Here is a 22,961-nt window from a genome sequence, read left to right on the forward strand (position 1 = left end):
GCAGTGACTAGTTACCACCTCGCTCCTGTACCATCTGGTCCCGCTCGGCCTTCAGTTCCAGATACTCCCGCTCAGCATCCTTGAGGGCGTTGTCCTGGCGTTCCTTGATCTCCGCCACCTTCTTCTGGAGTTTCTCTTCGCGGATGGTCATGGCACCGGCACCAAAGAGGGTATTGGCCAGATACTGGAACGAGAACTCCATCAGCTTGATGTCATCCTCCCTGATCTCCTCGATGGTGGCCTCATCGACCTCATAGGTCTCCAGAAAGGAGCTCTCAAAGATAAATTTACGAAAGGTATCCAGGTCGGTGGAGGCCATGAAGAACATCCGCTTGGCCGCATCACTGAGGCTTGCCTGATGACCAAAGGACTTGCGGCGCATCACCAGCCGCAACCACTCCTTGTTCATCTCATCCCGCTGGTCAACCCCCTGATCGGCCCGCCACTCACCGATGGTCCACTGCTTGGGCTCCAGGTGGCCCTTACAGTGGTCCTCCTTGACGATAAAAAAGAATTTATCCTCTGCTGCGTCATCGGTGCCGCCTTCATGAAAGTCGGCCATGCCGATGGGATAGTAGCGACAGGCCGTGGGCCGATCCTCATAGACCGTGCAACCATCCGGGGTAACAAAGGGACAACCATTCTTCTCCCCCGCCAGTTTGAGCTGTACTCCGGGCATATCGGTCTTTTCCAAAAAGGTAGGCTCGGTATACTGGGTGATAAACTCGTGGGCTGCCAGCTTGAGTCGTTTGCGCAGCACCAGGATATCATAAGGAGTAAGGATGATTTTGATGTTATGACAGCAGGCGGTAAAACAGGAGACGCCTGGATGGCATTCAAACTGTAAGGCTGAATCCAGGGTCAGCTTTTCGGGCAGGATGTTGGACGGGTTTTTGTCCGTACTCTTGAAGATGGTGGAATCGCATTGTGCTGGTTGCACTTTCTCAGACATTTTGTACCTCTTTTAGAAAACCGTCGGCAAACCGTATGGGCTACAGCTCTCCCAACGGCTTCAAATCTCAATTTACTCAAGGTTCCATGGCCCAGTGGAACAGGGTCAGGGCCCTTCTGCCAGCGTGTGAACAGGAACTTGGTATTGTACCATGTCCCGACCCCCTGTCAAATCTAATTGTCTGTTTTCCTGGCTCCTGCCGAGCAAAAAACCAGGAAGAACCGCCTGCCATCGTCGCAGAAATCCGCCTAAATTGGCCGACCATGCCACTGCGCCCAGCGCCCTGCTGCAAGCCGGTAAGGGGACGCTTTGTCTCAAATTCCGTGGTGTTGACCCCTTCAGCACATCGCAGAATCCCCCACAAGGGTCCGGCCGGAGCCCACCGTTTTCAGCTGGTTGCCTTCGATTTTTGGTGAAATTTTCCTCGCCTTCCTTTACAGTATCGCCTTCCATCAGCTACCATATAGTTAACAGAAAAGGTTAACAGAAAAAAAAACCAAAGGAACACTGTTCTTGGATACGCCTCTTTCAGAAGTTGAGACCTGTGGGAGCATCAGATGCCTATGAAAAAATACCTGGCTCACGCCATCGACTTCTCCAAGGTTGAAACCTTGATCTACCACCTTCCCGACGGCCCGTCCTTTTCCGTGGAAATGAACGGCATGGGCGATTTGATTGATATTGAAATGGAAATAGGCGACATCTGTGACACCTCTGACATCGATGGCGTGGTCCACTTCTTCCCCCGTGGTAATGCCTGATCCCTTTTCGCCTAATCCCTTTTCGCCTCCCCCCTTTTTCCCCAGGTCCTTCTCCCGGCCAGGCTCCAGGCCACCTCACCCCCTGTCCCTCTCCCAGCCACCCCCTGACCATGCTTCCTCCAGACCTTATTGACCCGGGACTAGACGGCCATGTACACACCTCCCTCTGCAACCACGCCTCAGGGACCATGGAAGAGTATGTCCAGATGGCGATCCGCCAAGGCCTGCACACCATCTGCTTCTTAGAACACCTGGAGACAGGGATCGTCTTTCATCAACGCAGTTGGTTGAGGCCCGAGGACTTTGCCGCCTATTTCAGCGAGGGGGAACGGCTCAGGGCACGCTATCAGGGGAGAATCCGGATCCAGTTGGGGGTCGAAGCAGGCTATAATCCGGAGGAGAAGGAACGCTTCCAGGCTCTGCTGGCAGCCCACCCCTGGGATCGCGTCGGCCTCTCCCGCCACTTCCTCCGTCTGGATCAGGGCCCACATCTCAACCTGCTCAGCCGCAGGCGGGAAGGACTTGCCAAACTCGCTGCCCACGGCCCAGAACGGGTATTGACAGCCTACTTTGCCTCCATCAAAGAGGCCCTGCTCTTGATAGAGTGTGATCTGGTCTGTCATCTGGATGCGGCCCTGCGTCACTATCCCGGCATCGCCCTGGGCCAAGAACACCTGGAACAGGTTGACGAGATCCTGGAGATCATGGCGATGCGCCAGGTGGCGCTGGAGATCAACACCTCGGGATTTGAGATCAGGGACGCCCCCTTTCCCAACCAGGAGATCCTTGGCCGGGCCATGGCGCGAAGAATCCCGCTGACCCTGGGCTCAGACGCCCACCAGCCCCAACAGGTCGGCCGCCACTTTGAACGGATTCCCCGGTACCTTGCACAGATCCTGGCAGCAGCTGACCATGGCCCCAATGGACGGCAGCAAAGCTCCTGAGTCTGCCGGCCAACACCCATCCCAGCCTCCCCTCTCAATCCAGGCTGATATACTTGCCCATGGCCTGACGCAGTGTTTCGGCGTTAAAGGGCTTGATCAGGATGTCGTTGACCCCGGCCTCGCTTGCCGCCTCATGATCTTGAATATCACTCTGGGTGGTGACCATGATCACCGGTAACTCTTCGGCGCTGTACAACTTCCTGATCTGGCGGGTCAGCTCGATCCCTGAGACTTCCGGCATGTTCAAATCCGTCAGCACCAGCGCAGGCTTTTCGCTGCCCAGCCACTCCAGCGCACCTGCCGGGAACTCAAACAGGACCGGTTGACAACCGATTTCGTGCAGGGTCGCCTTATAAATATTCAGGATCATCCTCGAATCATCCACCGCGCAGATCCTCAGGCGCGTCCCCTGATCCTGCTGATCCCCGGCCAGTTGGCCGGCAAAATCCGTGAGCCCCTTGTCCTTGAGCAAGCGGGCATAGTGGCTGAGGATATCGGGATGGGCATGGGGCAGGTAGATCAAGGCCAACTTCTGAAAAAACTCCTCCACCGCCAGGCTGAGAAAGACACGATCCACCTGGGCATTGACGATGATCTTAACGATATGACGGGCCTCGTCCCCCCCTGCCCGGATCATGTTCTTGATCCCGGCAGCCAGGATCTCATTGAAGTTGCGGTCAATGGCCCGGGCCGCAGCGGTGCAGACATGGTCCTCACGATCGGTCAACCCGGCTGCAAGGGTATAGGCACCCTTGCGCAGCGGCAGCAGGGCCAGGGCCTCATAGGCGGCAAAACGGACATTGGCATTCTTGGGAACCGTGTTCAGGAGGGTCCTGATGGGCAGGATGGCACTCTCATCGCCCACCTCACCCAGGATATTCAAGGTATGGACCAGGAGATCGCTGTTCCCCTCTTTGAGATTTTCAATCAAGACCGGCACCGCCTTGACCCCCATCTCAACCAGGGCGTCCTTGGCATAGATCCGCATATGGGCATGATGGGAGCGCAGGGTATCGTTGAGCTTTTCCAGGGAGACCTGGTCCTGGACCTCTGCAAAGATGGTCAGGATCATCAGATCCAGCTCATTGTCGGTGCCCATGCGCTCGGCCAGACGATGCATGGCGGTATGGGTACCCACCAGGCCCAGCGACTTGATGGCAACGGTGATCAAATCCCGATCAGCGGAATAGAGGAAGTCGGTCAGGGTGTTGATGCATTCGGGATCCCCGATCAGCCCCAGGGTCTCGATGATCTGCCGCATGGTCATGCTGTCGTCAGAGACCGCCAACAGATCGATCAGGGCCGGGGTGGCCTCTTCATACTTCAACTCGCCGGCGGTCTCGATCATGATCGACTTATCATGGATCTCCGGATCGCGCAGGACCTGTACCAGGACCTCGGGATAGGCGATCAAATCGGAGATCAGGGTTTCCCGAATCACCGGCAGTTCCACGGCCAGGGCCGGCTGTTCCACCAGCAGATAGTTGAGGAGCGGCACGGCAAATTCCACATCTGCCTTGAACAACTCGTAGAGCAGCCGATTCTGAAGCTTCCGGTCCAATGAACCGAGATGGTCGAGTACCAGCCGTGCCTTCAGGCTGTCCCCAGTCTTGATATTGGCTCGGATTTCCTCGATCATATGTTCGGCGTTCAATGCGGCCATGCACACTCCCCTTAAAGTAGATGTTGATAGTAGTTAACGGTGGAGGAACTACTTGATGTACCAGTCAGGTTCCAGCCGACTGACCACATTGAGGCCTCCGCCTAAGACCATGCTATCCGATTTACCGAGATGGTCAAGAAAGACCTGCACTTCATAGGAGCGGGTCCCTGCATTACAGAGAATAATACAGGTCTTGCCCTCCGGAATCTCCTGGTAGCGTTCCCGCATCTGCTCGTACTGCACCGCCAACCACTTCTCCCTGCCATAGCGCTCCACATAGGGTTCCGCCTCCAGGGGATGACGGATATCCAGGGCCAGCCAGTCGGGTTGGCTGGACATGTCCTCCATCCAGGCCAAGAAACGATCCAGGTCGAGCTGGCGCATCCGGCCGTCACAGAGGTTCTCGGCCACATAGGCCACGGCGTTGATGGAGTCAATGGCCGAGGAAAAGGGCGGCGCATAGGCCATCTCCACGTCACTGAAGTCCTCGATGGTCGCCCCGGCAGCGATCAGGCCTGCGGCGGTATCGATTCGGGCAGAGAGGGAGTCGTTCATCATCCCAAAGCCCTGGACCCCCAGAACCCGCCTGGTCCTGCGATCAAAGACCAGCTGGAGGATCACCACCGACTGGTTGGGAAAGAAGTGGGCCCGATCAGGCGGCGAGGTCAGGGCATAGTCGGCATCGTAGCCCTCGGCCAGGGCCGCCTCATAGCTGATGCCGGTGGTGGCGATGCAGCGCTCAAAGGCCTTCATGATAAAGGAGCCGCAGACGCCCTTGAAGCGGGTGGGGATCCCTGCCAGGTTATCGGCAAGGGCCCGGCCTTCCCGGTTGGCCAGGGAGCCTAAGGGAGCGTAGGTTTCCCGGCCGGTGACCACAGAGGTGGAGGCCACACAGTCGCCGGCGGCATAGATGTCCGGGTCCGAGGTCTGCAGCCGCTGGTTGACCCTGATCCCGCCCCAGGGGGCGACCGAAAGTCCTGCCTCCCTGGCCAGTTCACTGCGGGGCCGAACGCCCACGGCCACGATCACCAGGTCCGCCTCCAAGGTGCGCATCCCGGTCTTGACGCCGCACACCTTGCCCTCTGCGTTGGCCAGGATCTCGGTGGCGGATTCACCGGTAAAGACCTGGACCCCGTTCTCCTGGAGATGATTCTTCAACATGGCGGCAAAGGGCCAGTCAACGATGCAGGGCAGGAGTTGGGGTTCCAGTTCGACCAGGGAGGTCTCCACACCCCAGAGATCCTTGAGCGCCTCTGCCATCTCGATCCCGATGGCCCCGCCGCCGATGACCACGGCATTACTCACCTTCCCCTGGGCGATGCGCTTGCGGATCTCGATGGCCTTGTGCAGGTTGGCGATGGTAAAGACCCCGTCCAGCTCAACACCGGGGATGGGCAGGGCAAAGGGCTTGGCCCCGGTGGCCAGGATCAGTTTATCGTAGGGCAGTTCTTCTTCCTGGCCGCTCTCCAGCCGTTCCACCTGAACCACCTTGCGCTGACGGTCGATGGAGATGGCCCTGGTCCTGGTCTGGACCTTGATCCCCTTGGCCTCCTGAAAGAACTTCTCATCCCGGACCACATGGAAGCTGGTGGCACGCAACTCGCTCTCGTCGGAGACATCTCCGCTGACATAGTAGGGGATCCCGCAGCCGCCATAGGAGATCAGGCTGTCCTGATCCACCAGGGTAATGTCCCAGTCGGGTTGAAGCCGTTTCAAACGGCAGGCAGCCTTGGGGCCGGCAGCAACCGCCCCGACAATCACTATCTTCTTTTCCACAATCATTCTCCTTAGTTTTATCGAATAGATCCCGTGAACCGACGACTGCGGCAGCCGGTTCCAAGACAGGGGATCGGCGTGTGCCGCAGCAGGCTCACAAGAAAATTTTCATCGGCTCCGGGCCGTGGACCACGACCCGGAATCGTTCCGGGGACTCAGCGCTCGCCGGGAGGACGATACATCCGAATCCGCAGCTCTTCCATGGTGACCAGACCGCCGCTGAGCACGGAATCCAGCTGATCCAGCAGCTCTTCCAGGACCTCCCGGGTATCCACCAGTTCGATGATCACCGGCAGGTCTTCGGAGAGGCGGAGGATCGAGGAGGTCTTGATCCGCGAGTTGGCGCCGTAGCCCATCATGCCACGAAACACCGTGGCACCGGCAACCCCCATGGATCTGGCCTGGAGCACGATCCATTCATAGAGCGGTTTTCCCTGATAACGCCGGGCCTCGCCGATGATGATCCGCAGCTGACACCCCTTTTCCGGTAACTTCATCCCTACCTCCAGATTCCGGCGGCCACGATCCGACCGCACCAGACCATGCCCAGGCCCACCACCACCTGGACCGAACCGTTGACCGCGGCAAGATCCAGCCGCCCCTCCCTGATCAGCATCAGGGTCTCGTTGCCAAAGGTGGAGAAGGTGGTGAATGAGCCCAGCAGCCCGATGAGCAGGAAGCTGCGCAGTTCAACGGAAAACATCGACCTGCTCTCCACCAGCATGGTCAACAGGCCGATAAAAAAACAACCCAGGAGGTTGACGCCCATGGTCCCCAGGGGAAAAAACAGCAGGCTGGATCGCTGCTGGATCCAGCCGCTGACCAGATAGCGGAGCACAGCTCCGCAGAAGCCACCACAACCGATGATGGCCAGGCGCATCAGTAGATCCATCGACTCACCTTCCAAAGATACTCTCAAACAGGCCGGGCAGGGCCTTGTCCAGTTGCTGCTCAAGTTGTTTTTCAACGGCCCTGACAGCCGCCTGTTCCAGCGCCCTTGCCAGGGCCTGACTGATCTTTTCCCGACTGTAGAGGGGAGCGTCCACCGTACCCTGGAGCGGGATCTCCAGGACCATCCCGCCGATCACCCGATACCCTTCCCTGCCGATCAGAGCCTCGCTCAAGGGGAGCTGAAGGAGGTAATCCAGGGAGCCGTCATAGCCCACAGAGCCACTCAGGGTCATTTCCGTCTCTCCCACCAGCAGATGGACAGGAGAACAGCGGATCCTCCCCTGATCCCCCTGGCAGCTGATCTCGCTATCCTTGAGCTCCAGGGGTTCCTGGCCGGCCTGGAGCAGGCCGAGAATCTCCTCCAGCAGGCCGTTGCGGCTCAGCGAGACCTTGCTCAGATCCAGGGTGGTGGTAAAGGCCGCGCTGCGGGCAGCCTGCAGGTCCCAGGACAGGGCCTCGGCCCGCATGCTGAGCACTCCTGCCGGCTGAACCAGCACCCCGAAGAGGGGATGCACCTTAGCCAGCAGCCCCCTCATCAGGGGTTCCTGGAGTTGAACCTCGCTGAGGAGTTGGCCAGGCTCAGGCAGGAACAGGGCCCCCGGAGTCCCTACGGCCGCCAGATCAAGTTCCGGTCTGAAGGCCAGCCGGCCCTGATTCATGGCTGCCGCAAGCTCCAGATAGCCCCTGCCCTCTTTCAGCTCAGCAGCCAGGCCCAGGTCACGGATATCGATCCCCTGGAAGGCCGCAGCCTCGACACCGCCGCCGTAGGAGAGGTCCAGGGCAGGCAGCCCTGCAGAACGGGCCGGGGTCAAGGGCAGGCTCAGCCTCAAGGTCTGGCGCTGCCGTCCCTGGAGGCTGAGCTCCCGGTTGCTGAGTTGCGCCAGCAGACCAGCCAGGGCCGGAAATTCGGGAATAAGGGTAGCTGCAAGCTCAAGCGCTGCCTGATCGCCCCCTCTGAGGGTGGCGCTGCCCTCGGCGTTGAGCAACCCTGATTGCAGCCGGAAGCTGGGTATGGCGCTCACCATGGAGCCGGGTTCATGGCGGAGCTGGATGGCAAGCGCCAGCGGCTGAGCTCGAAGCAGCGACTCCTGGCCAAGATCCAGGTTCAGATCACTGCTTGTAGCCTCAAGATCCAGGGAGAGCTGCTCTGCCGTCTGTTCCAGCCGGCCGACCAGGCTGGCCTCTCCTGCCAGGGCAACCTCTCTGGGCAGCCGCTCCAGCTGGTGGAGCACCTCAGCCAGACTCTCCAGCTTGAAACCGGCGACAAAGCCCGCCTCCACCCCCTTTTCCAGGCTCTGCCAGTCCCGGAGGCTGAGGGAGGCCTCGCTCAGCTCGACAATGCCTGAATCCAGAGAAAATCGGGGCAGGAGCAGCCCATGCTCCTGGAAGTCGACCCTTGCCCAAGCCTCCACCGGCGGTTGGTAGGCATGGCGATGGTCGTAGATCTCCAGGGGCTTGACTGTCACGGCTCTGTCGGCCCCCTTGGCAAGGCCTCCCTCCAGTTGCCAACGGACCCGGGGGTCATGATAGCTGATCTGGCCATACTCAAGCCCGAACTCATCGATGACCAGGTCCAGACCGCCCACCTCCAGGACCGCTGCATCCAGCCGGCCGAAACTCTGCCACCGGGCCTGCCCTTGAGCAGCCAGGGGCACGGTAAAGAGCTCCAACTGGTTGAGCAGAGCCGCCAGCGGTTCCAGCGCAAGCGAGGCCGAGAGGTCATAGCTGCCCCGGAGGCCGTGGTCGGCTCCCCCTGAACGCTCCAAGCCAGAGCTGCGCAGCCGGCTCTCCCCAAGCCAGGTCGCTGTCCGGATATCCAGCTGGGCCTGGCCCTGGCCCTTAAGCCAGGACAGGGGTGCCTGTCCCTGGGCGGAGAGCTTCAGCCGGTGGGCAGGGATAATCGGCTTGCCCGCAAGCTCCAGGGCAAAGTCATCGATGGTGACTCGAGAGTCCAGCAGATAGCGCTCGTCCTCCTGGATGGTGGAGGAAGCGCTGAAGTGCAGCTTTCCCTCTGTATCCAGGTGAACGTCCAGAAAAGGCTGCAACTCTGCCACGGCCTGCTTAAGGTCTGCGCTGGCCCTAAGCGCAAAGTTATCCGCACTGCCGCTCCCGCTCAGAGAGAGAAAGGGGGTGGAGAGTTCCAGGGCGGTCACGCTATAACGGCCCTGTTCTTCGCTGAGCTGAATCAGACCATCCAGGGGCTTGTCCCAGCGGAGGCTCTTCTCTCCATATTCGGCCTGGAGCGTCCCGGCCCGACAGGCCCCTTTGAAGCGGGTGACCCCATCCATCCGATCCAGTTCAGCGACAAAGCTGAGCTCCCCTTCGCTCACCCTGGTCCCGCCCCGCATCCGCAACCTCTGCGGGAAGAGGGTGAAGAGACGATCCAGCCGCAGGGTCCCCCCTGCCTGGGCACGCCGCTGCTCCCGGTTAAAGAAGGCCTCCCCCTTCAGGGTGATCAGGTCGGACTCCAATCGAAACTCCGGGACCTGCCAGCCCTGTTCCCTGCTGTGTCCGCCGTCCAGGAGGATCTCCACCTGGTCAAGACGGGGATGATCATCCCCCAGGAGGCCGCCGCTCAGGGCCAGGTCCCTGATGGTGGCCTGGCCCTGGACCCTGCTGTTGGCCAGGCCGGAGGTGGTGATCTGCCACTGACCATCCAGGATCCCTGATCCCTGGGGCAGGAGGGAGGGATCCCGGAGAAAACGCCGGGCCAGGGGCAGGAACGCGCCCAGCTCCAGCTGTGTAAGCGAAAGCTCTGTGCCGGAGACCAGCGAAGGCCAGATGGCCTGGTTGCGGATCGGCAGGTTAAAGAAACCCTGGGCCTGCAGCCGGCCCGGCTGTTCTCCGGAGCGATTGTGGTCAAGGGCAAGCTCGTAGCGCACGCTCCCCTGCTCCAGTCGCGCCGATAATTCCAGCTGCTCTGCCAGAACCAGGGGTTCAGCGGCAAGGCCGCGGAGTTGCACCCTGCCATGGCTGAGCCGCAAACGACCGATCAGCTTTTCCCAGATCGGTTTTTCGCTTCCAGCGGCCCCAAGGGCAGGGTCCGGTTTCGGGCTGGAAGGCGGCCTGACAGGGGCAGGGAGGGGACTCTGATCGACAGAGCTGCCAGGGAGGGCAGGAGGGCTGGCGTGCAGATCGATGGTCAGCAGCGGGGAATCGAGTTCCAACTCGCCCAGATTGCCTGGAGCCAGCAGGAGTTGGCCCAACCCCTTGTCCAGCCCGAGCCGACTGACCTTGAGCGAGATCCCCTGGTCCTGATCCAGATAACGGACATCTCGACACCGGATCGCGCCCAGCCAGTCGGCTGTACAGGACCCCACCGCAAGTTCTGCGCCGATCCTTTTTTCCAGATGGTTGAGCAGCGGCTCCAGAACCGGTGGGGAAAAGAGCCAGAGAGGCAGGGAGACGAGCAGGGCAAGTCCCAGCGTCAGCACCCCGAGCACAGACCACGGCCATATCTTTTTCCCGGTGGTTTCCATCACCTCCACTCTCCTCTCCCCTCAGTGGGTCGATAAAACGATTCCCGCACCTTGCCGCGAAACAAACCGGTTGTCAATGGTGTTTTCGGCTAAAAACAGGCAAAGCCGCCCCCTGAAGAGCCTCAGGGGAGCAGAGCCGGGAACGACGCTACAACTATTTGGTATATGGAAAGAATAAGACCTCGGCCCCTTGAGACAAGCAAAAAAGAACTAGCGTCTTCCAGCTCGAAGCCGGTCGTTCTTGATCCACAGCTCGAGCTCTGCCATTTTCCTGCGGTAACAGTCGGGACAGATTCCGTGACTGAGTTCGTTGCCCGTGGCCTTTCTGAGAAACTGCTCCATGGAGATCCACTGGTCGCCCTTCTCCTCTCCCGGCTGATCATCACGGATCTTTTTGCATTCGCTGCAGATGGAGAGCAGGTTTTCATAGAGCCGCAGGGTGGCTGCCATCTCCTGGTGGGTAAAGCAGCGGCCCACCCGGAGAATCATCTCATCGTAGTTATAGGGTTTGAGCAGGTAATCGCTTGCCCCCAGGCGGAGGGCAGCGATGGCGGATTCCAGACGACCGTAGCCGGTGAGGATGAAGACCGCCTGGTCCGGATCACGCTGTTTGACCCGCTCCAACAGCTCCAGGCCGCTCACCCTGTCCATGATCAAGTCGGTGATGATCAGACCAAAGCTCTGCCCCTCCAACAGCTCCAGGGCCGCCTCACCACTCTCTGCGGTGCTTACCCTGTAACCCTGATCGATCAGATCCTGCTCCAGGGAGTGACGGATCAGGGCTTCATCATCAACCACTAGTATGGTATGTTGCTGCACGCTTGCCTCCTGCTTACCCTCTTTTCCCTGTAGGGCAGGATCACCGTTATCCTGGTTCCCTGTCCTGATATCGAGCAGACCTGGATATCCCCGCCATGGTTTCTGACGATGGTCCGGGGCACAGCCAGGCCAGTGAGCATGCCCCCCTGCTCTGTCTGGCTCAGATAGAGCGGGTCAAACTGGTGCTCCACCTCCTTGGGGCTGAGCACCTGGCCGTCATCGGCCAGCATGACCCGGAGGTAGTCCCGATCTCTGGCAGTGGTCAGGACAAGGTCCCCTCCCTCTGCGGGCAGCCGCTCCATCCGGTGCCGGAGCAGGCTCAGGAAGACCTGCTTCAGCTGGGCTTCGGCCCCATCGATCCAGAGCTCGCCGCCGTAGCCCTGAATCAGGTCGACCCTGCGGTGCCGGAAGTACTTCTGGACAAAACGAACCACACTGTCCAGGCAGCGGTGGAGATCAAAGGCAAGCTGCTCCTCCCTGGAGGGAAGGTTGAAATCATGAAGGTCCCGGACCACCTTCTCCATCCGGCTGCACTCTTCCAGGGCCAGCCGGACCAGGAGGCTCTCCTGTTTGGCCATGCTGGTCTTGCGGCTCATCCGCTGAAGGACATTTTTGATCCCGCAGATGGGGTTGTTGAACTCATGGGCGATGGAGGCGGTCAGGGAGCCTATGGCACTGAGCTTTTCCGCCTGAATCAGTTGTTGCTGGGTGTGGTTGAGGTCCTCCTGGATCTTTTTCTGTTCCAACCGGTCACTAAAGAGCACCAAAATCCCCTTCTGCTCCCCTGCGGCCCCGACATAGGGCACGATATGGAGGGAACAGACCATGCGCCTGGAGTTGATCACCCGGTCAACCTCATCGGTGATCTGCTCAAAACCTCCGGCCAGGCGGGTGATGGGACAGAGGGCGGTATCACACTGATCGCAGAGCCAGAGTTCGGCCCCGCTCTTGCCCATCGCCTCCTCTGCGCTCAGGTCAAAGTAGCTGCAAAAAGCCCGGTTCACCCGGGTCACCCGGCAATCGGTGCTGAGCAGACAGAGCGGAAAGGCCATGTTAAAAATCTGGTCCAGTTCATTGCAGGCCTCCACCGCCCGTTGCTGGGCCTTTTTCTGAGCACTGATATCAAAGGCGGTAAAAGAGATGTTGTCCAGGGTCGGCTCTTCGGCGCGAAGCGGCTGGCCACTGAAGAGGACGTCTCTGGAGCAGCCGTCCTTGCAGAGCCACTGCAGCTCAACGGTCTGGTTGAGCGACTGTTCCAGCTGCTGCAGAGCCCCCCCCTGATCCGCTGCCCCCTCGTGAGCGAGAATCATCTCCCATGGCCGGCCGATCAACTCTTCAACCTGATAGCCGGTGAGGTCCACCATGGTATCGTTGACATAGCTGAACCGGCCCTTATTGATCAAGGCGATCCCGGCAGCGGTGCTGTTGAGCACGCTCTGCAGCACCTGGGTATTCTCCACCAGTTCCCTGGTCCGCAACTCAACGGTCCGGGACAAACGTTGATTAAAGAGGCGCAGTTCCTCCTCATTGCGTTTGTATTCGGAGACATCCCGGATAATCCCCTGGACACCACCAATCCCGTTCTCCGTGAGGTAGGGGGTTGCATGCACCTCCATCCAGGCAGAACCACGGTCGTGGGTACGCATCTGAAAGATGAAGTTCTCCTGGGCCTTACCGTCGAGCAGTTCCCGGAAGGCCTGCTGAACCAGGCCGTGGTCCTCGGGAACGACTCGGTCAAGGTAATATTGTCCCTGCCATTGAGGTCGCTTGAATCCGAGCATGGTCCTGCTGGCCGGCGAGAGATAGGTAAGATGGCCTCCGGTATCCAAGCGAAAAAAAAGATTGGCTGAGGACTCGGCAAAGGACCTGAACTGGGCCTCACTGCGACGCAACCGCGCCTGACATCGCCGCTCATGGGTGACAATCCGACCGCTGCCCACCACCCCGATCATCCTCTCCTCTTCATCAAACAGCGGTGATTTATAGACATCCAGATAGAGAAACTCGCCCCGGACGTTGCCGAACTCATCAAATCGCCTGCCTACCCGCTCTTTCAATATAAGCTGATCAGAATCGACACATAATTCGCCAAAGGTGTGCCAGCTGGGATCTGCCGGGTGGAGGCGACGCTGTCGCTCGGCAAAGAAGAGATCGGTTTTACCGATGGGCTCTGCCAGATCCTCGGCAATAAGGAGGGTCTCACAGATGGCACGGTTGACAAAGAGGTAGCGTCCCTGCAGATCCTTTGCCCAGAGCAGGTCAGGAGAGTTGTTGGCAAGCAGGCGAAACATCCGTTCAATGGAGAGATCATTCATGGCAACAGGGCCTCTTTACACACCATGGAGGGATTGTCCTGACTGGACTCTTTCGCTGCAGCCCTCGGTCCGGGGCATAGAAAGCGTACCGAAAACGTCAAGACGTTGTAGTAAAATCGAGGACATAGTAGCTCTGACACAGGGACAAGACAAGAAAAATCAGAACAGGGCAAAGCAAGGCTCCGGGCCAGAGCCAGGCCCGGACGAAGCAGATGCCGATCACGGCAGCCGTCTCCTCCAAGGGTGGGCACAAGCAGGCGGAAGCGAAAAAAGGTCACATAGGGAGCGCTCACTCTTGACCGGCCCCTGGAAAGGACCAGGCCGGCAGGCTCAACTGAGCCCGAGGAGGAAGTCCGCGACCTGATCGGCACCGTCGGCCCTCAACCGCCCATCGAGGCTGCCTGAAGACGCAATCAGCTCCGGCAGGACCTCCAGCCAGCTTCCCGAGACCAGAGCCTGCCTGGAGAGGAGCCGGGAGGGGATATGCTGCCCTATGAAGGCCTCCATGGAGGCGCTTTCGGGAAAATCCGGTCTGGTCAGATAGCCATAGGCGACCCCGGCCTGGAGGACCTCGGCCATGGTCGAATAGCCGACCTTGCCGATCACCACATCTGCGGCAGCCACCAGGTCTGGATGATAGAGGGAGGAGCGGGGCTGGAAATAACCGATATTGTCATGGACTTGCCCCTGGGAATTGCTTGCCGGCAACAGGAAAAAACAATCGCGCTCTGCGACCAGGGGCCCTAGGGCAAGCGCATCGCCCTGGTGTCCTCCCATGGTGATGAGCACCAGTTTTCTGCCCTCCGGGACAAAACGCTCCCGGTAGGCAGTTCCCCTGTCCCCGAACTGACGGGCAATGGGGTTGACCCGAAGCGCACAGGGATGTTCCAGGCAGACCGGGCTGGCCTGGATACGGTAATCCACCTGCTGGTAGAGTTCGCCGAGCAGCTGAATATAGGGCCCCAGCCGGGGAAAAGACTCCAGGTAAGCTCCGTAGATCCAATCCCAGGTAAAGTTCTCCACCAGCACAGAGACAATCCCGGCCCTGCGGGCGAGGGCAATCCCCAGGGGAGCGATATCAGAGAGCAACCACTGGCAGTCCCTGAACAGGGGTGCCAGCTCCTCCACCAGCGCATCCCGGAGCGGATAGATGGTGGCCAGGGCCCCAAGGGTGGCCTCCAGGTCATGCTCCAGAGAGGAGTGCTGGACCAGACCGATGTCGGTCTCCAGGGGATAAAAGGTGGTAATCGGGCGCAGTTCAGCAGGGAAGAACCAGGGCGGTACACTGGTGACCACCAGAAACTCCACTGCCAGGCGGCGGTGGAGGGCCTGCATCACCGCTGCGGCCCGGGCGGCATGACCAAAGCCATGGGGGGTGATGCAGCAGCCGACCTGCAATGGTTTCACTGCTGGCCCAGTTTCTTGACCGGCAAGAGGATCTGAAACCTGCTGCCCTGACCCGGACGACTCTCGACCAGGATCCGTCCCTGGTGCTTTTCCATGATGCTCCTGGCAATGGCCAGGCCCAGGCCGGTGCCGCGGTTCTTGTCGGTATAGAAGGGGGTAAAGATCTGCTCCAGCTTATCCGCCTCCATGCCGACCCCGCTGTCCTCGACCTCCAGGATCACCTGGTCCTGGGCAGCACTCAAGCCCGTGCTCAGGCCCAGGGTACCGCCTTCGGGCATGGCCTGCACCCCGTTAAAGACCACGTTGAAGACGACCTGGTAGATCTGCTCGCTGTCCATGAAGACCGTGGGCAGCCGCGGATTCAGGGCCAGCTCCAGGATAATCCCCTTGCCGGCGAACTCCGGTTCCATGAAACGGACCACCCGCTCGGCAACGGTATTGAGTGATTCACTGGTCATGGCCGCCTCCCTGGGTCGGGCAAAATCAAGGAACTCACGGACAATGGTATCCAGACGGGTGGTCTCCTCGACGATGATCCCGGCCAGATGCTCGTTGCCCGGGGCGACCTGGGAGATCCGCTTTTTCAGGATCTCGGCCGTGGAACGGACAATCCCCAGGGGATTCTTGATCTCGTGGGAGACCGCGGCCACCATCTTGCCCAGGGAGGCCAGCCGCTGGGACTTGTTGAGTTGTTCCTCCAGGGCCAACCGCTCCTTGGCCCGCCTGGCCATGATCCGGTTGGCCTTGACCACGATCAGGCTGAGGATGGCAAAGAGGATGGCCATGATACAGAGGGAAACCACGATGATCCTGGCCTGGAGGGCAACGATGGCCTGGAGGTCGTCGGCCAGGTTCTGGGTGACCTCCACCACCCCCATGATCTCCCCGGTACGCTTGCCCAGGTGATCTTCCTGGCGAAAGGGAACATAGGTTTTCAGGGTACAGAAGACCTCAGGCATCCCGGGCAGGAGGCTGAAGAGCGAACCTCCGGAAATCAGGATGGTGGTATTTTCCCCGTTCAGGGCCTTCTGATACTCCAGACCGCCCATATTACGTTTGCCCATCAGCTCCGCCCTGGTGGAGTAACTGATCCGGTTTTCCCTGGAATCAAAGATGGTCACCGACTCGATTCGCATCCCCCGGGTGATATTGCGGACGATCTGATCCAGCCGCTCGTACTGCTTCTTCTCCGAGAGGGCAATGCGGCCATATCGAACCACCGTGGGCAGGACGAACTGGAGAAAGACCTGACGGTTGAGGTTATCGGCAAAGAGCTGGGAGTAGGCCTCACTGCGCTGGAGGAGCACATTTTTGGCATTATTGGAGATCATCCAGGAGAGGAGCAGGGAACTGACCAGCATGGCCAGGAGGGCCATGAAGGCAAAATACTTGACCAGTTCAAAGGGCAGGAGCCCCTCAACCTGCCAGCCGTGTCTGAGGAAGTGCCCCAGACGGCGCAGGTCAGGGCTGGGAATCTTCGCCGCAAATGCCGCAGCGACGGCAGAGAGCCGTGTCACATGGCGACGTGAATTTTTCAGCCAATGCTTTCTCATATTCTTTCCAGAGATATCCGGTGGAGAGGCCATGGTCAACGATATCCCAGCACATCCGCTCGCCGGCGGTTCTGGGACGGACCGCATACTGCCAGCTGCTGAGTCGATACTTCTTCAGGGCCTGTTTAAAGGTGGCCCGACCGGTCCCAAGCTCCAGCAGCAGGGGGGCGAGTCTGCGGTCCCCCCTGGAATAGACGGCCTGGTGGAGAATCCGTTCAGGACGATCGACCTTGATCCGCAGGTTAGGTACCCTGGCCAAAGCCTTACGAAGATACTTTATTTTCTGTTTGAGCGCCAGGGTTGCCTTGGTGGCGGACTGCTCACTGCAGGCCGCCTGGTTATCCAGGCCGCCGTAGGAGCAGTACTGGAACGGCGTCCAGGGCTTGGGGACAAAGGAGTTCACCGAGAGGCTCAACTCGGTCAGGCGCCCCCGTCTCCTGCCGATGACCCGAATCCGTTGGTGGACCAGCTGGACCAGCTCCACCAGCTCTTCCAGGTCCTGGTCCGTTTCTGTGGGCAGGCCGATCATGATGTAGAGCTTGAGATGGAAGATGCCCGCCTCGGTCAGCCGCTCGGCTGCCGAGAGCAGGTCCGCACTGCTGAGCCCCTTGTTGATCAGTCGACGCAGACGCTCTGAACTGCCGTCCGGAGCAATGGCCACGCTCTTCAGGTTGGATGCGGCCAAGAGGGAGAGGAGCCGCTCTGAAATATGGTCGGCCCGGAGGGAGGAGAAGGAGAGAGAGCAGTGGTGTTCCTCCAGATAGGCGGCGATCTGATCCAGGGTGGCAGCCGGCGCCATCTCCATCCCCAACAGACCTATCCGGCCGACCCCAGGGGGACGCTGGGCCAGGGCCTCGACGATCCCCTGGCCGTTCCAGAGGCGCGGAGGACGGTAGATATAGCCGGCGGCACAGAAGCGACAGCCCCGGCTGCAGCCCCGACCCAGTTCCACCATGTACATCCCCAACTCGGCCTCCTCGGAGAGCAGCTGGGAATGAGCTGCCGAAGATTCCGCAGGCGCCACCACCTTTCTCACCCGAGACGGTACCCGGGTCTCCGTGGGCTCCTGCCGGCTGACCCGCCCCAGCGCATCATACTCCACCTGATAGAGGGAGGGGACGTAGCAGCCGGCCAGTTCGACGGCCGCCTTAAAGAGCAACTCCCGGCGGCTCAAGCCCAACCCGGCCCGGAGCAGGCCCATCAGCGCGGGCAGGATCCCCTCCCCCTCGCCGATGGCCATGATATCGGCAAAGGGTGCCAGGGGCTCCGGGTTCATGAAGACTCCCACCCCCCCCAGGATGACCAGGGGGCTGCCCGGCCGGACAAGATCCGACCGGTCCGTGCTGTAGGGCTCCACCCGGCCGGCAGCCAGCATCCCCACCAGCCGGGGAAAATCCTCCTCAAAGCTGACCGAGCCGCAGACCAGGGAAAAATCCTGGAGGGCGCGCCCGGACTCCAGCGAGCGCATGGCTTCACCCTGGGCAGGATAGACAAAGCGTTCACAGACGATCCCGGGGATACCGTTGAGCAGGCTGTAGATGAGCTGAAACCCCAGATTGGAGACAGCAACAGGATAGGTGTTGGGATAGAGCAGGGCAACAGGCAATCGATTGGTCCACTTCTTGTGGATGGTACCGATTTCTGAAATCAGGGAAGGATGCAAATAACTTTCAGCTTAAAGATTAACAACATGGCAACCGGAGCAGGCCTGAACCGGGATACGGTGCCCCAGGCCTGCGGGCCGGAGATGAACCACCTCCGGCTGGACCTGGTATGGTTGGCAGAGCGGCCGGCTCAGTTGGCCTTCTTGCGCAGATAGGCCGGCTCTTCGTAATCATTATGCTCATGATCATCAAAGATCGGCCGCGGCATGGAGGAGAGTCCCTTGGGCAGTCGATTGGGCTTAGCCTCGGTATAGGAACTGGTATCCACGCTGGAGACCTTCTCCTCGGTCGGCGTGCTCTGGGACGAACGGCTGGACTGACTGCCGGTCTGCTGGGGCTGACGGTTACGAACCACCTCCAGCTGGGAGATGGTCTCTGACTCGTCGATGCTGGAGATGCCGGTGGCTATCACCGTAACCCGGAGCTCCTCGCCCAGGGATTCGTCAAAGAGGGCACCGATGATGATATTGGCATCGTCGTGGGCCTTTTCCTGGATCAGGGCCGAGGCCTCCATGAACTCATTCATGGTCAGGGTCTCCTGGGCGGCCGAGATATTAATCAGGATGCCGCGGGCGCCATCGATGCCCACATCCTCCAGGAGCTGGTTATCGATGGCCCGCTTGGCCGCCTCGCTGGCCCGGTTTTCGCCCACCGCAGCTCCAGAGCCCATGATGGCCGGTCCGACCTCCTTCATCACGGTCTTCAAGTCGGCAAAGTCGACATTGATATGTCCCGGCAGGTTGATCAGATCGGTGATGCCCTTGACCGCCTGGAGCAGGACATTATCCACCATCTTCATCATGTCCACCAGGGTGGAGTTCTTGTTCATCAAGCCCAGCAGACGGTCGTTGGGCACGGTGATGATGGTATCGGCATACTCCTTGAGTCGTTCCCAGCCTGTCTCGGCGTTCCGCATCCGTTTCTTGGCTTCAAAGTAGAAGGGCTTGGTCACCACGGCCACGGTCAGGGCACCCGCCTCCTTGCTCAACTTGGCAATTTCAGGAGCAGCACCGGTACCGGTACCCCCGCCGAGGCCGGCGGTGATAAAGACCATATCCGCGCCACCCAGGGCACGCTGAAGGTCATCGTAGCTCTCCTGGGCAGACTCCTTGCCCATCTCCGGGTCGGCTCCGGCTCCCATCCCCTTGGTAATCCCGGGGCCAAGCTGCAAACGGATATCGGCGCGCGATTTCTCCAGGGCCTGCATGTCGGTATTGGCAACAATAAACTCGACACCTGCCAGTCGATTTTCCACCATGGTATTGATGGCATTACCGCCACCACCACCGACACCGATCACCTTGATTACAGCAACAGACTCTTCTTCAGCCATTCTAAACGGCATGCTCATCTCCCAAGAACAATATTCCTTAATCTTCTCGGCCGGAATATACCATCAATCGATCCCAGGCCAAAGGTATTTTCTGGTAATTCATAGGATATTTTTCATCCAATTTTTCAACTTGCTCACAACCCCGCCGTGCTCCTTGGGGGCATAGGGAGTGGCCCTGCTGCCATAGAGCACCAGGCCCACTCCGGTGGTACAACGCGGGGAGTGGACGTCATCGATCCGGCCCTCCACGCCGTGGGGATAGCCGATCCGCACCGGCATATCAAAGATCTGCTCCGCCATCTCGACGATGTTGGCCAAGAGCGCCGTGCCGCCGGTGATGACGATGCCGGCGTTGATCCGGTTGCGGTAGCCTGAGGCATGGATATTCTTGTTGACCATCTGGAGGATCTCCTCCATCCTCGCCTCCAGGATCTCCACCATCACCCGCTGGGAGACCTTACGCGGTTTACGATCCCCCACCGTGGGCACCTCGATGATCTGGTTCTCCTTAATCATCGATGAGAGGGCCCCGCCGTAGAGATACTTCAACTCCTCGGCCTCCTGGAGGGGTGTCCGCAGCCCCACGCTCAGATCACCGGTAAGGTTGTTGCCTCCCAGGGCCAGCTCCCAGGTATGCTTGATGGTGCCGTTACAGAAGATGGCCAGGTCGGTGGTACCGCCGCCGATATCCAAGAGGGCCACCCCGAGCTCCATCTCATCCTTATTCAGAACCGCATGGGAAGAGGCCACCGACTCCAGGACGATCTCGGAGACCGCCAGATCAGAACGATTGCAGCTGGTCACCAGATTATGGAGGGCGGTCACATCTGCAGTCACAATATGGACGTTGGTCACCAGACGTACCCCGGTCATGCCCAGGGGATTCTGAATCCCGGTATGGTCATCCACCATGTACTCCTGGGGCAGGACATGGATGATCTGCTGATTATCGGAGATCTTGACGGTCTGGGCTGCCTGGATGACGGCCTCGATGTCCTTCTCCTTGATCTCCTGATTGTTGACGGCAATGATGCCCGGCGAATTAAAACCCTTGATGTGATTACCGGCAATCCCCACATAGACGGTCTGGATGTCACAGCCGGCCATGTCCGAGGCATCGTTGACTGCCTGGCGAATCGCCTTGACCGTGGCTTCGATGTTGACCACCACCCCGTTTTTCAACCCGGAGGAGGCTGCTGTACCCACCCCGACAATCTCGATCCGGTCATCGAAGACCTCGGCTATCACCGCCATGATCTTGGTGGTGCCAATATCCAGACCGGCGACCAAATCACCAGGCTCACGCCTCTCCATCTCTTCCATATCCATCATCTATCCACACCTGTTCTCGCCACAAGTATCTTATTTTTGGCATAATCCATCCGGATAGCCGTGATCCCCTGCATCTTCTTTTTCCGGTAAAGCCGTTCCATGATCTTCACCAGCCGACCGTACTTGGTCAGAATGTTCCTGGTCCCGAAGTAAATGGGAAATGGCCGGTCCACCAGGTACACCACCAGGCCCTGCTCCTCATCCAGGTGTATCTCCGAGATAGACTGGATGGGAAGGATGGCATTCCCCTGGGCTGCGCGTTTCAAGAGCAGGATGGCTGATTCCGCCAGGCTGCCCCGGGGCAGCTGCTGACCCGCAGCAGCCTGGAGCCAGGCGAGCCCGGTGATCACCGGAAAATCAAAATCTTCACCCTGACCGAGCGGAGTGAAGATCACTCCCTGCCTGTTGAGGTAGAATAATTGATTCCCCTGGCCGGTTTCAACATTTATAAGCGCCAGGGGACGATGTTCCCGAACCACCACCCTGATGGTGGAGGGCCATTGCCGCTTGACGGTGACCCGGTCGATCCAGGCAAGGGCCGCGATTCGAGCGGCCACAGCTCCGCGCTCCAGGAGCAGCAGGCTCTTTCCCTTCTCCAGGGCACCGGCTTCGAGGATCTCGGCCTCCGGGGTAATGCGATTACCGCTCACCTGGATGTCGGTGAGCCGAAAGACCTCGGAGTGGATCAGGACCGAACTCAGCAGCCAGAAGATCCCTGCCAGGCTGCAGCCCAGGATCACCAGGGTCACCATCCCCCTGGAAAACCGTTTCAGGCGGAGTTCTCGCTGAAAACCGCTGACCACCGCCTGTACCCCGGGGGAATCCCCTCGCCGCTGCCTGCTCCGCCTGGCCCACCAGGCCCGCAGCCTGCGCAGCAGTTTTCCCCTTGCCTTACGCTGCCCCGGGGGGGAGGAGAACGATCCTGGGGTATACGCTGCCATCTCTCTGCTCATCCCTCCATTCTTGTTCGCTTAAGCCTGGCCGCCGATCTGCTCGGCTCCAGGGAGGCTCCAGCGACTATCACCGCATTATCAGGGCACTAAAGGCCACTAAAGAATAACGACTTCCGGTTCCAGGACAACTCCAGCAGAGTCAGCCACTCCCTGCTGGACGCGTTTCATCAGGGTGATAATCTCTCCGGGGGTAGCCTGGCCCCTGTTGACGATAAAGTTGGCATGGCAGCAAGAGACCTGGGCATCGCCCTGCTCCAGCCCCTTCAGGCCGGCGGCCTCGATCAGACGGCCGGCACTCTCCCCCGGAGGATTCTTGAAGAACGAACCCGCCGAAAATCCCGTACCCTGCGGCTGGCTGGCCCTGCGTTGCCGGCTGTATTCCTTTTCCCGGTTGCGGATATCCTCGGGCTCGGCCTGGTCCAGGATGAAGTCGGCCGAGACAATGACCGGCTGCTCCCCAGGCCCTGCTCCGGGAAAACGACTGGAGCGGTAACCAAAATCGATCTGCTCCGCACCAAGTTGCTCCACCTTCCAGACCCCACTGTTGCTGTCGCTGCCGGCAGGCGCGATTACACTCACCCTGCTGAGTTGGTGACTGATGGTACCCCCATAGGCGCCGGCATTCATCCGGAGGGCACCGCCCACGGTTCCGGGTATGCCCACGGCCCACTCCAGCCCACCCAAGCCCTCCAGGGAGCAACAACGAACCAAGCGGGGCAGGCTGCAGCCTGCCCCTGCACGAACCAGGCCTGTTCCGAACGCAGTCGGCGCATCGGGCAGCTTCCGGGCCTGACAGAAGCCGCCCTTAAGCCGGAGAAACACCCCCTCAACACGGGGACTGGCCACCAGGATATTGGATCCTCCGCCGATAAGCCGCCAGCTGATCCCCTGGCCCTGCAACCAGGACAAGAGGCTGCCGAGTTCCTCCAGGTCCTGGACATCCACCAGGGCATCCACCCTGCCCCCGGTGCGAAAGGTCGAGTAGGCACCCATATCCGCATCCCAGTGCACCGTGGCACAGAGCCGGGCCAGTGCTGCACGCTCCTCAGCGATCATCAC

At 59.9% G+C, this 22,961-nt stretch carries 18 protein-coding genes; 3 read left to right on the forward strand and 15 right to left on the reverse strand.

Going from position 1 to position 22,961, the window contains the following annotated elements:
* Positions 1 to 7 precede the first annotated feature (7 nt).
* Positions 8 to 952 carry a YkgJ family cysteine cluster protein gene (locus G494_RS0100825; protein ID WP_028582987.1) on the reverse strand — a complete coding sequence of 315 codons (945 nt, stop codon included), beginning with the start codon at positions 950 to 952 and terminating at the stop codon, positions 8 to 10.
* 563 nt (positions 953 to 1,515) lie between these two features.
* On the opposite strand from G494_RS0100825, the gene G494_RS0100830 reads away from it, so the two are divergent.
* Together G494_RS0100830 and G494_RS21305 are read left to right on the forward strand one after the other, a co-directional pair.
* The gene (locus G494_RS0100830) at positions 1,516 to 1,713 is read left to right on the forward strand and encodes a hypothetical protein (protein WP_028582988.1); all 198 of its coding nucleotides are present in this window, start codon (positions 1,516 to 1,518) and stop codon (positions 1,711 to 1,713) included.
* A 110-nt stretch (positions 1,714 to 1,823) separates the two neighbouring features.
* Positions 1,824 to 2,657: a histidinol-phosphatase gene (locus G494_RS21305; RefSeq protein ID WP_084456234.1), complete on the forward strand. Its 834-nt coding sequence runs from the start codon at positions 1,824 to 1,826 to the stop codon at positions 2,655 to 2,657.
* 34 nt (positions 2,658 to 2,691) lie between these two features.
* On the opposite strand, the gene G494_RS0100840 is transcribed toward G494_RS21305, so the two are convergent.
* From G494_RS0100840 to G494_RS0100885, 10 genes are all read right to left on the reverse strand, one after another.
* Positions 2,692 to 4,320 carry a HEAT repeat domain-containing protein gene (locus tag G494_RS0100840; protein WP_028582989.1) on the reverse strand — a complete coding sequence of 543 codons (1,629 nt, stop codon included), beginning with the start codon at positions 4,318 to 4,320 and terminating at the stop codon, positions 2,692 to 2,694.
* A gap of 48 nt (positions 4,321 to 4,368) precedes the next feature.
* Positions 4,369 to 6,102 (reverse strand): FAD-dependent oxidoreductase, encoded by a 1,734-nt coding sequence (locus G494_RS0100845; protein WP_408608361.1) that lies wholly within the window; start codon positions 6,100 to 6,102, stop codon positions 4,369 to 4,371.
* 149 nt (positions 6,103 to 6,251) lie between these two features.
* Positions 6,252 to 6,593 carry a DUF190 domain-containing protein gene (locus G494_RS0100850; protein ID WP_028582991.1) on the reverse strand — a complete coding sequence of 114 codons (342 nt, stop codon included), beginning with the start codon at positions 6,591 to 6,593 and terminating at the stop codon, positions 6,252 to 6,254.
* 2 nt (positions 6,594 to 6,595) lie between these two features.
* A complete protein-coding gene (gene crcB / locus G494_RS0100855) occupies positions 6,596 to 6,988 on the reverse strand; it encodes a fluoride efflux transporter CrcB (RefSeq protein WP_035245023.1) in 393 nt (130 codons plus the stop codon).
* A 4-nt stretch (positions 6,989 to 6,992) separates the two neighbouring features.
* Complete coding sequence (locus G494_RS0100860; protein ID WP_153305709.1) at positions 6,993 to 10,529, reverse strand: hypothetical protein; 3,537 nt, start codon at positions 10,527 to 10,529, stop codon at positions 6,993 to 6,995.
* A gap of 207 nt (positions 10,530 to 10,736) precedes the next feature.
* A complete protein-coding gene (locus tag G494_RS21310) occupies positions 10,737 to 11,345 on the reverse strand; it encodes a response regulator (RefSeq protein ID WP_084456236.1) in 609 nt (202 codons plus the stop codon).
* On the reverse strand, positions 11,324 to 13,660 hold the full coding sequence (locus G494_RS0100870; RefSeq protein ID WP_028582994.1) for a PAS domain-containing sensor histidine kinase: 2,337 nt from the start codon (positions 13,658 to 13,660) through the stop codon (positions 11,324 to 11,326). The genes G494_RS21310 and G494_RS0100870 overlap by 22 nt, the downstream gene beginning before the upstream one ends.
* Positions 13,661 to 13,990: 330 nt before the next feature.
* Positions 13,991 to 15,067: a glycosyltransferase family protein gene (locus tag G494_RS24945; protein WP_153305711.1), complete on the reverse strand. Its 1,077-nt coding sequence runs from the start codon at positions 15,065 to 15,067 to the stop codon at positions 13,991 to 13,993.
* Positions 15,064 to 16,620 (reverse strand): sensor histidine kinase, encoded by a 1,557-nt coding sequence (locus G494_RS0100880; protein WP_167331666.1) that lies wholly within the window; start codon positions 16,618 to 16,620, stop codon positions 15,064 to 15,066. The genes G494_RS24945 and G494_RS0100880 overlap by 4 nt, the downstream gene beginning before the upstream one ends.
* Complete coding sequence (locus tag G494_RS0100885; protein WP_028582997.1) at positions 16,529 to 18,283, reverse strand: radical SAM protein; 1,755 nt, start codon at positions 18,281 to 18,283, stop codon at positions 16,529 to 16,531. Before G494_RS0100885 ends, G494_RS0100880 begins: the two co-directional genes overlap by 92 nt.
* Before the next feature lie 27 nt (positions 18,284 to 18,310).
* Here G494_RS0100885 and G494_RS27850 point away from each other — a divergent pair, with 27 nt between their 5' ends.
* Positions 18,311 to 18,439 carry a hypothetical protein gene (locus G494_RS27850; protein WP_269746539.1) on the forward strand — a complete coding sequence of 43 codons (129 nt, stop codon included), beginning with the start codon at positions 18,311 to 18,313 and terminating at the stop codon, positions 18,437 to 18,439.
* Here G494_RS27850 and ftsZ read toward each other — a convergent pair.
* From ftsZ to murB, 4 genes are all read right to left on the reverse strand, one after another.
* Entirely contained in the window at positions 18,415 to 19,629 is a 1,215-nt protein-coding gene (ftsZ, locus tag G494_RS0100895; protein ID WP_028582998.1) for a cell division protein FtsZ, read from the reverse strand. The genes G494_RS27850 and ftsZ overlap by 25 nt on opposite strands.
* An 87-nt stretch (positions 19,630 to 19,716) precedes the next feature.
* Positions 19,717 to 20,949 (reverse strand): cell division protein FtsA, encoded by a 1,233-nt coding sequence (ftsA, locus tag G494_RS0100900; protein WP_028582999.1) that lies wholly within the window; start codon positions 20,947 to 20,949, stop codon positions 19,717 to 19,719.
* Positions 20,946 to 21,890: a cell division protein FtsQ/DivIB gene (locus G494_RS0100905; protein ID WP_161629910.1), complete on the reverse strand. Its 945-nt coding sequence runs from the start codon at positions 21,888 to 21,890 to the stop codon at positions 20,946 to 20,948. Before G494_RS0100905 ends, ftsA begins: the two co-directional genes overlap by 4 nt.
* A 108-nt stretch (positions 21,891 to 21,998) precedes the next feature.
* The gene (gene murB, locus G494_RS0100910; protein WP_051305196.1) at positions 21,999 to 22,958 is read right to left on the reverse strand and encodes a UDP-N-acetylmuramate dehydrogenase; all 960 of its coding nucleotides are present in this window, start codon (positions 22,956 to 22,958) and stop codon (positions 21,999 to 22,001) included.
* Positions 22,959 to 22,961: the final 3 nt, after the last annotated feature.

Source organism: Desulfogranum mediterraneum DSM 13871 (genome assembly GCF_000429965.1).
GTDB lineage: Bacteria > Desulfobacterota > Desulfobulbia > Desulfobulbales > Desulfobulbaceae > Desulfogranum > Desulfogranum mediterraneum.

Bases quoted from the DNA above. Each gene is read 5' to 3' on its own strand.
- G494_RS0100825 (WP_028582987.1), bottom strand. From the start codon at position 952: ATGTCTGAGAAAGTGCAACCAGCACAATGCGATTCCACCATCTTCAAG.
- G494_RS0100830 (WP_028582988.1), top strand. From the start codon at position 1,516: ATGAAAAAATACCTGGCTCACGCCATCGACTTCTCCAAGGTTGAAACC.
- G494_RS21305 (WP_084456234.1), top strand. From the start codon at position 1,824: ATGCTTCCTCCAGACCTTATTGACCCGGGACTAGACGGCCATGTACAC.
- G494_RS0100840 (WP_028582989.1), bottom strand. From the start codon at position 4,320: ATGGCCGCATTGAACGCCGAACATATGATCGAGGAAATCCGAGCCAAT.
- G494_RS0100845 (WP_408608361.1), bottom strand. From the start codon at position 6,102: ATGATTGTGGAAAAGAAGATAGTGATTGTCGGGGCGGTTGCTGCCGGC.
- G494_RS0100850 (WP_028582991.1), bottom strand. From the start codon at position 6,593: ATGAAGTTACCGGAAAAGGGGTGTCAGCTGCGGATCATCATCGGCGAG.
- crcB (WP_035245023.1), bottom strand. From the start codon at position 6,988: ATGGATCTACTGATGCGCCTGGCCATCATCGGTTGTGGTGGCTTCTGC.
- G494_RS0100870 (WP_028582994.1), bottom strand. From the start codon at position 13,660: ATGAATGATCTCTCCATTGAACGGATGTTTCGCCTGCTTGCCAACAAC.
- G494_RS0100880 (WP_167331666.1), bottom strand. From the start codon at position 16,620: ATGAGAAAGCATTGGCTGAAAAATTCACGTCGCCATGTGACACGGCTC.
- G494_RS27850 (WP_269746539.1), top strand. From the start codon at position 18,311: ATGGCAACCGGAGCAGGCCTGAACCGGGATACGGTGCCCCAGGCCTGC.
- ftsZ (WP_028582998.1), bottom strand. From the start codon at position 19,629: ATGCCGTTTAGAATGGCTGAAGAAGAGTCTGTTGCTGTAATCAAGGTG.
- ftsA (WP_028582999.1), bottom strand. From the start codon at position 20,949: ATGATGGATATGGAAGAGATGGAGAGGCGTGAGCCTGGTGATTTGGTC.
- G494_RS0100905 (WP_161629910.1), bottom strand. From the start codon at position 21,890: ATGGCAGCGTATACCCCAGGATCGTTCTCCTCCCCCCCGGGGCAGCGT.
- murB (WP_051305196.1), bottom strand. From the start codon at position 22,958: ATGATCGCTGAGGAGCGTGCAGCACTGGCCCGGCTCTGTGCCACGGTG.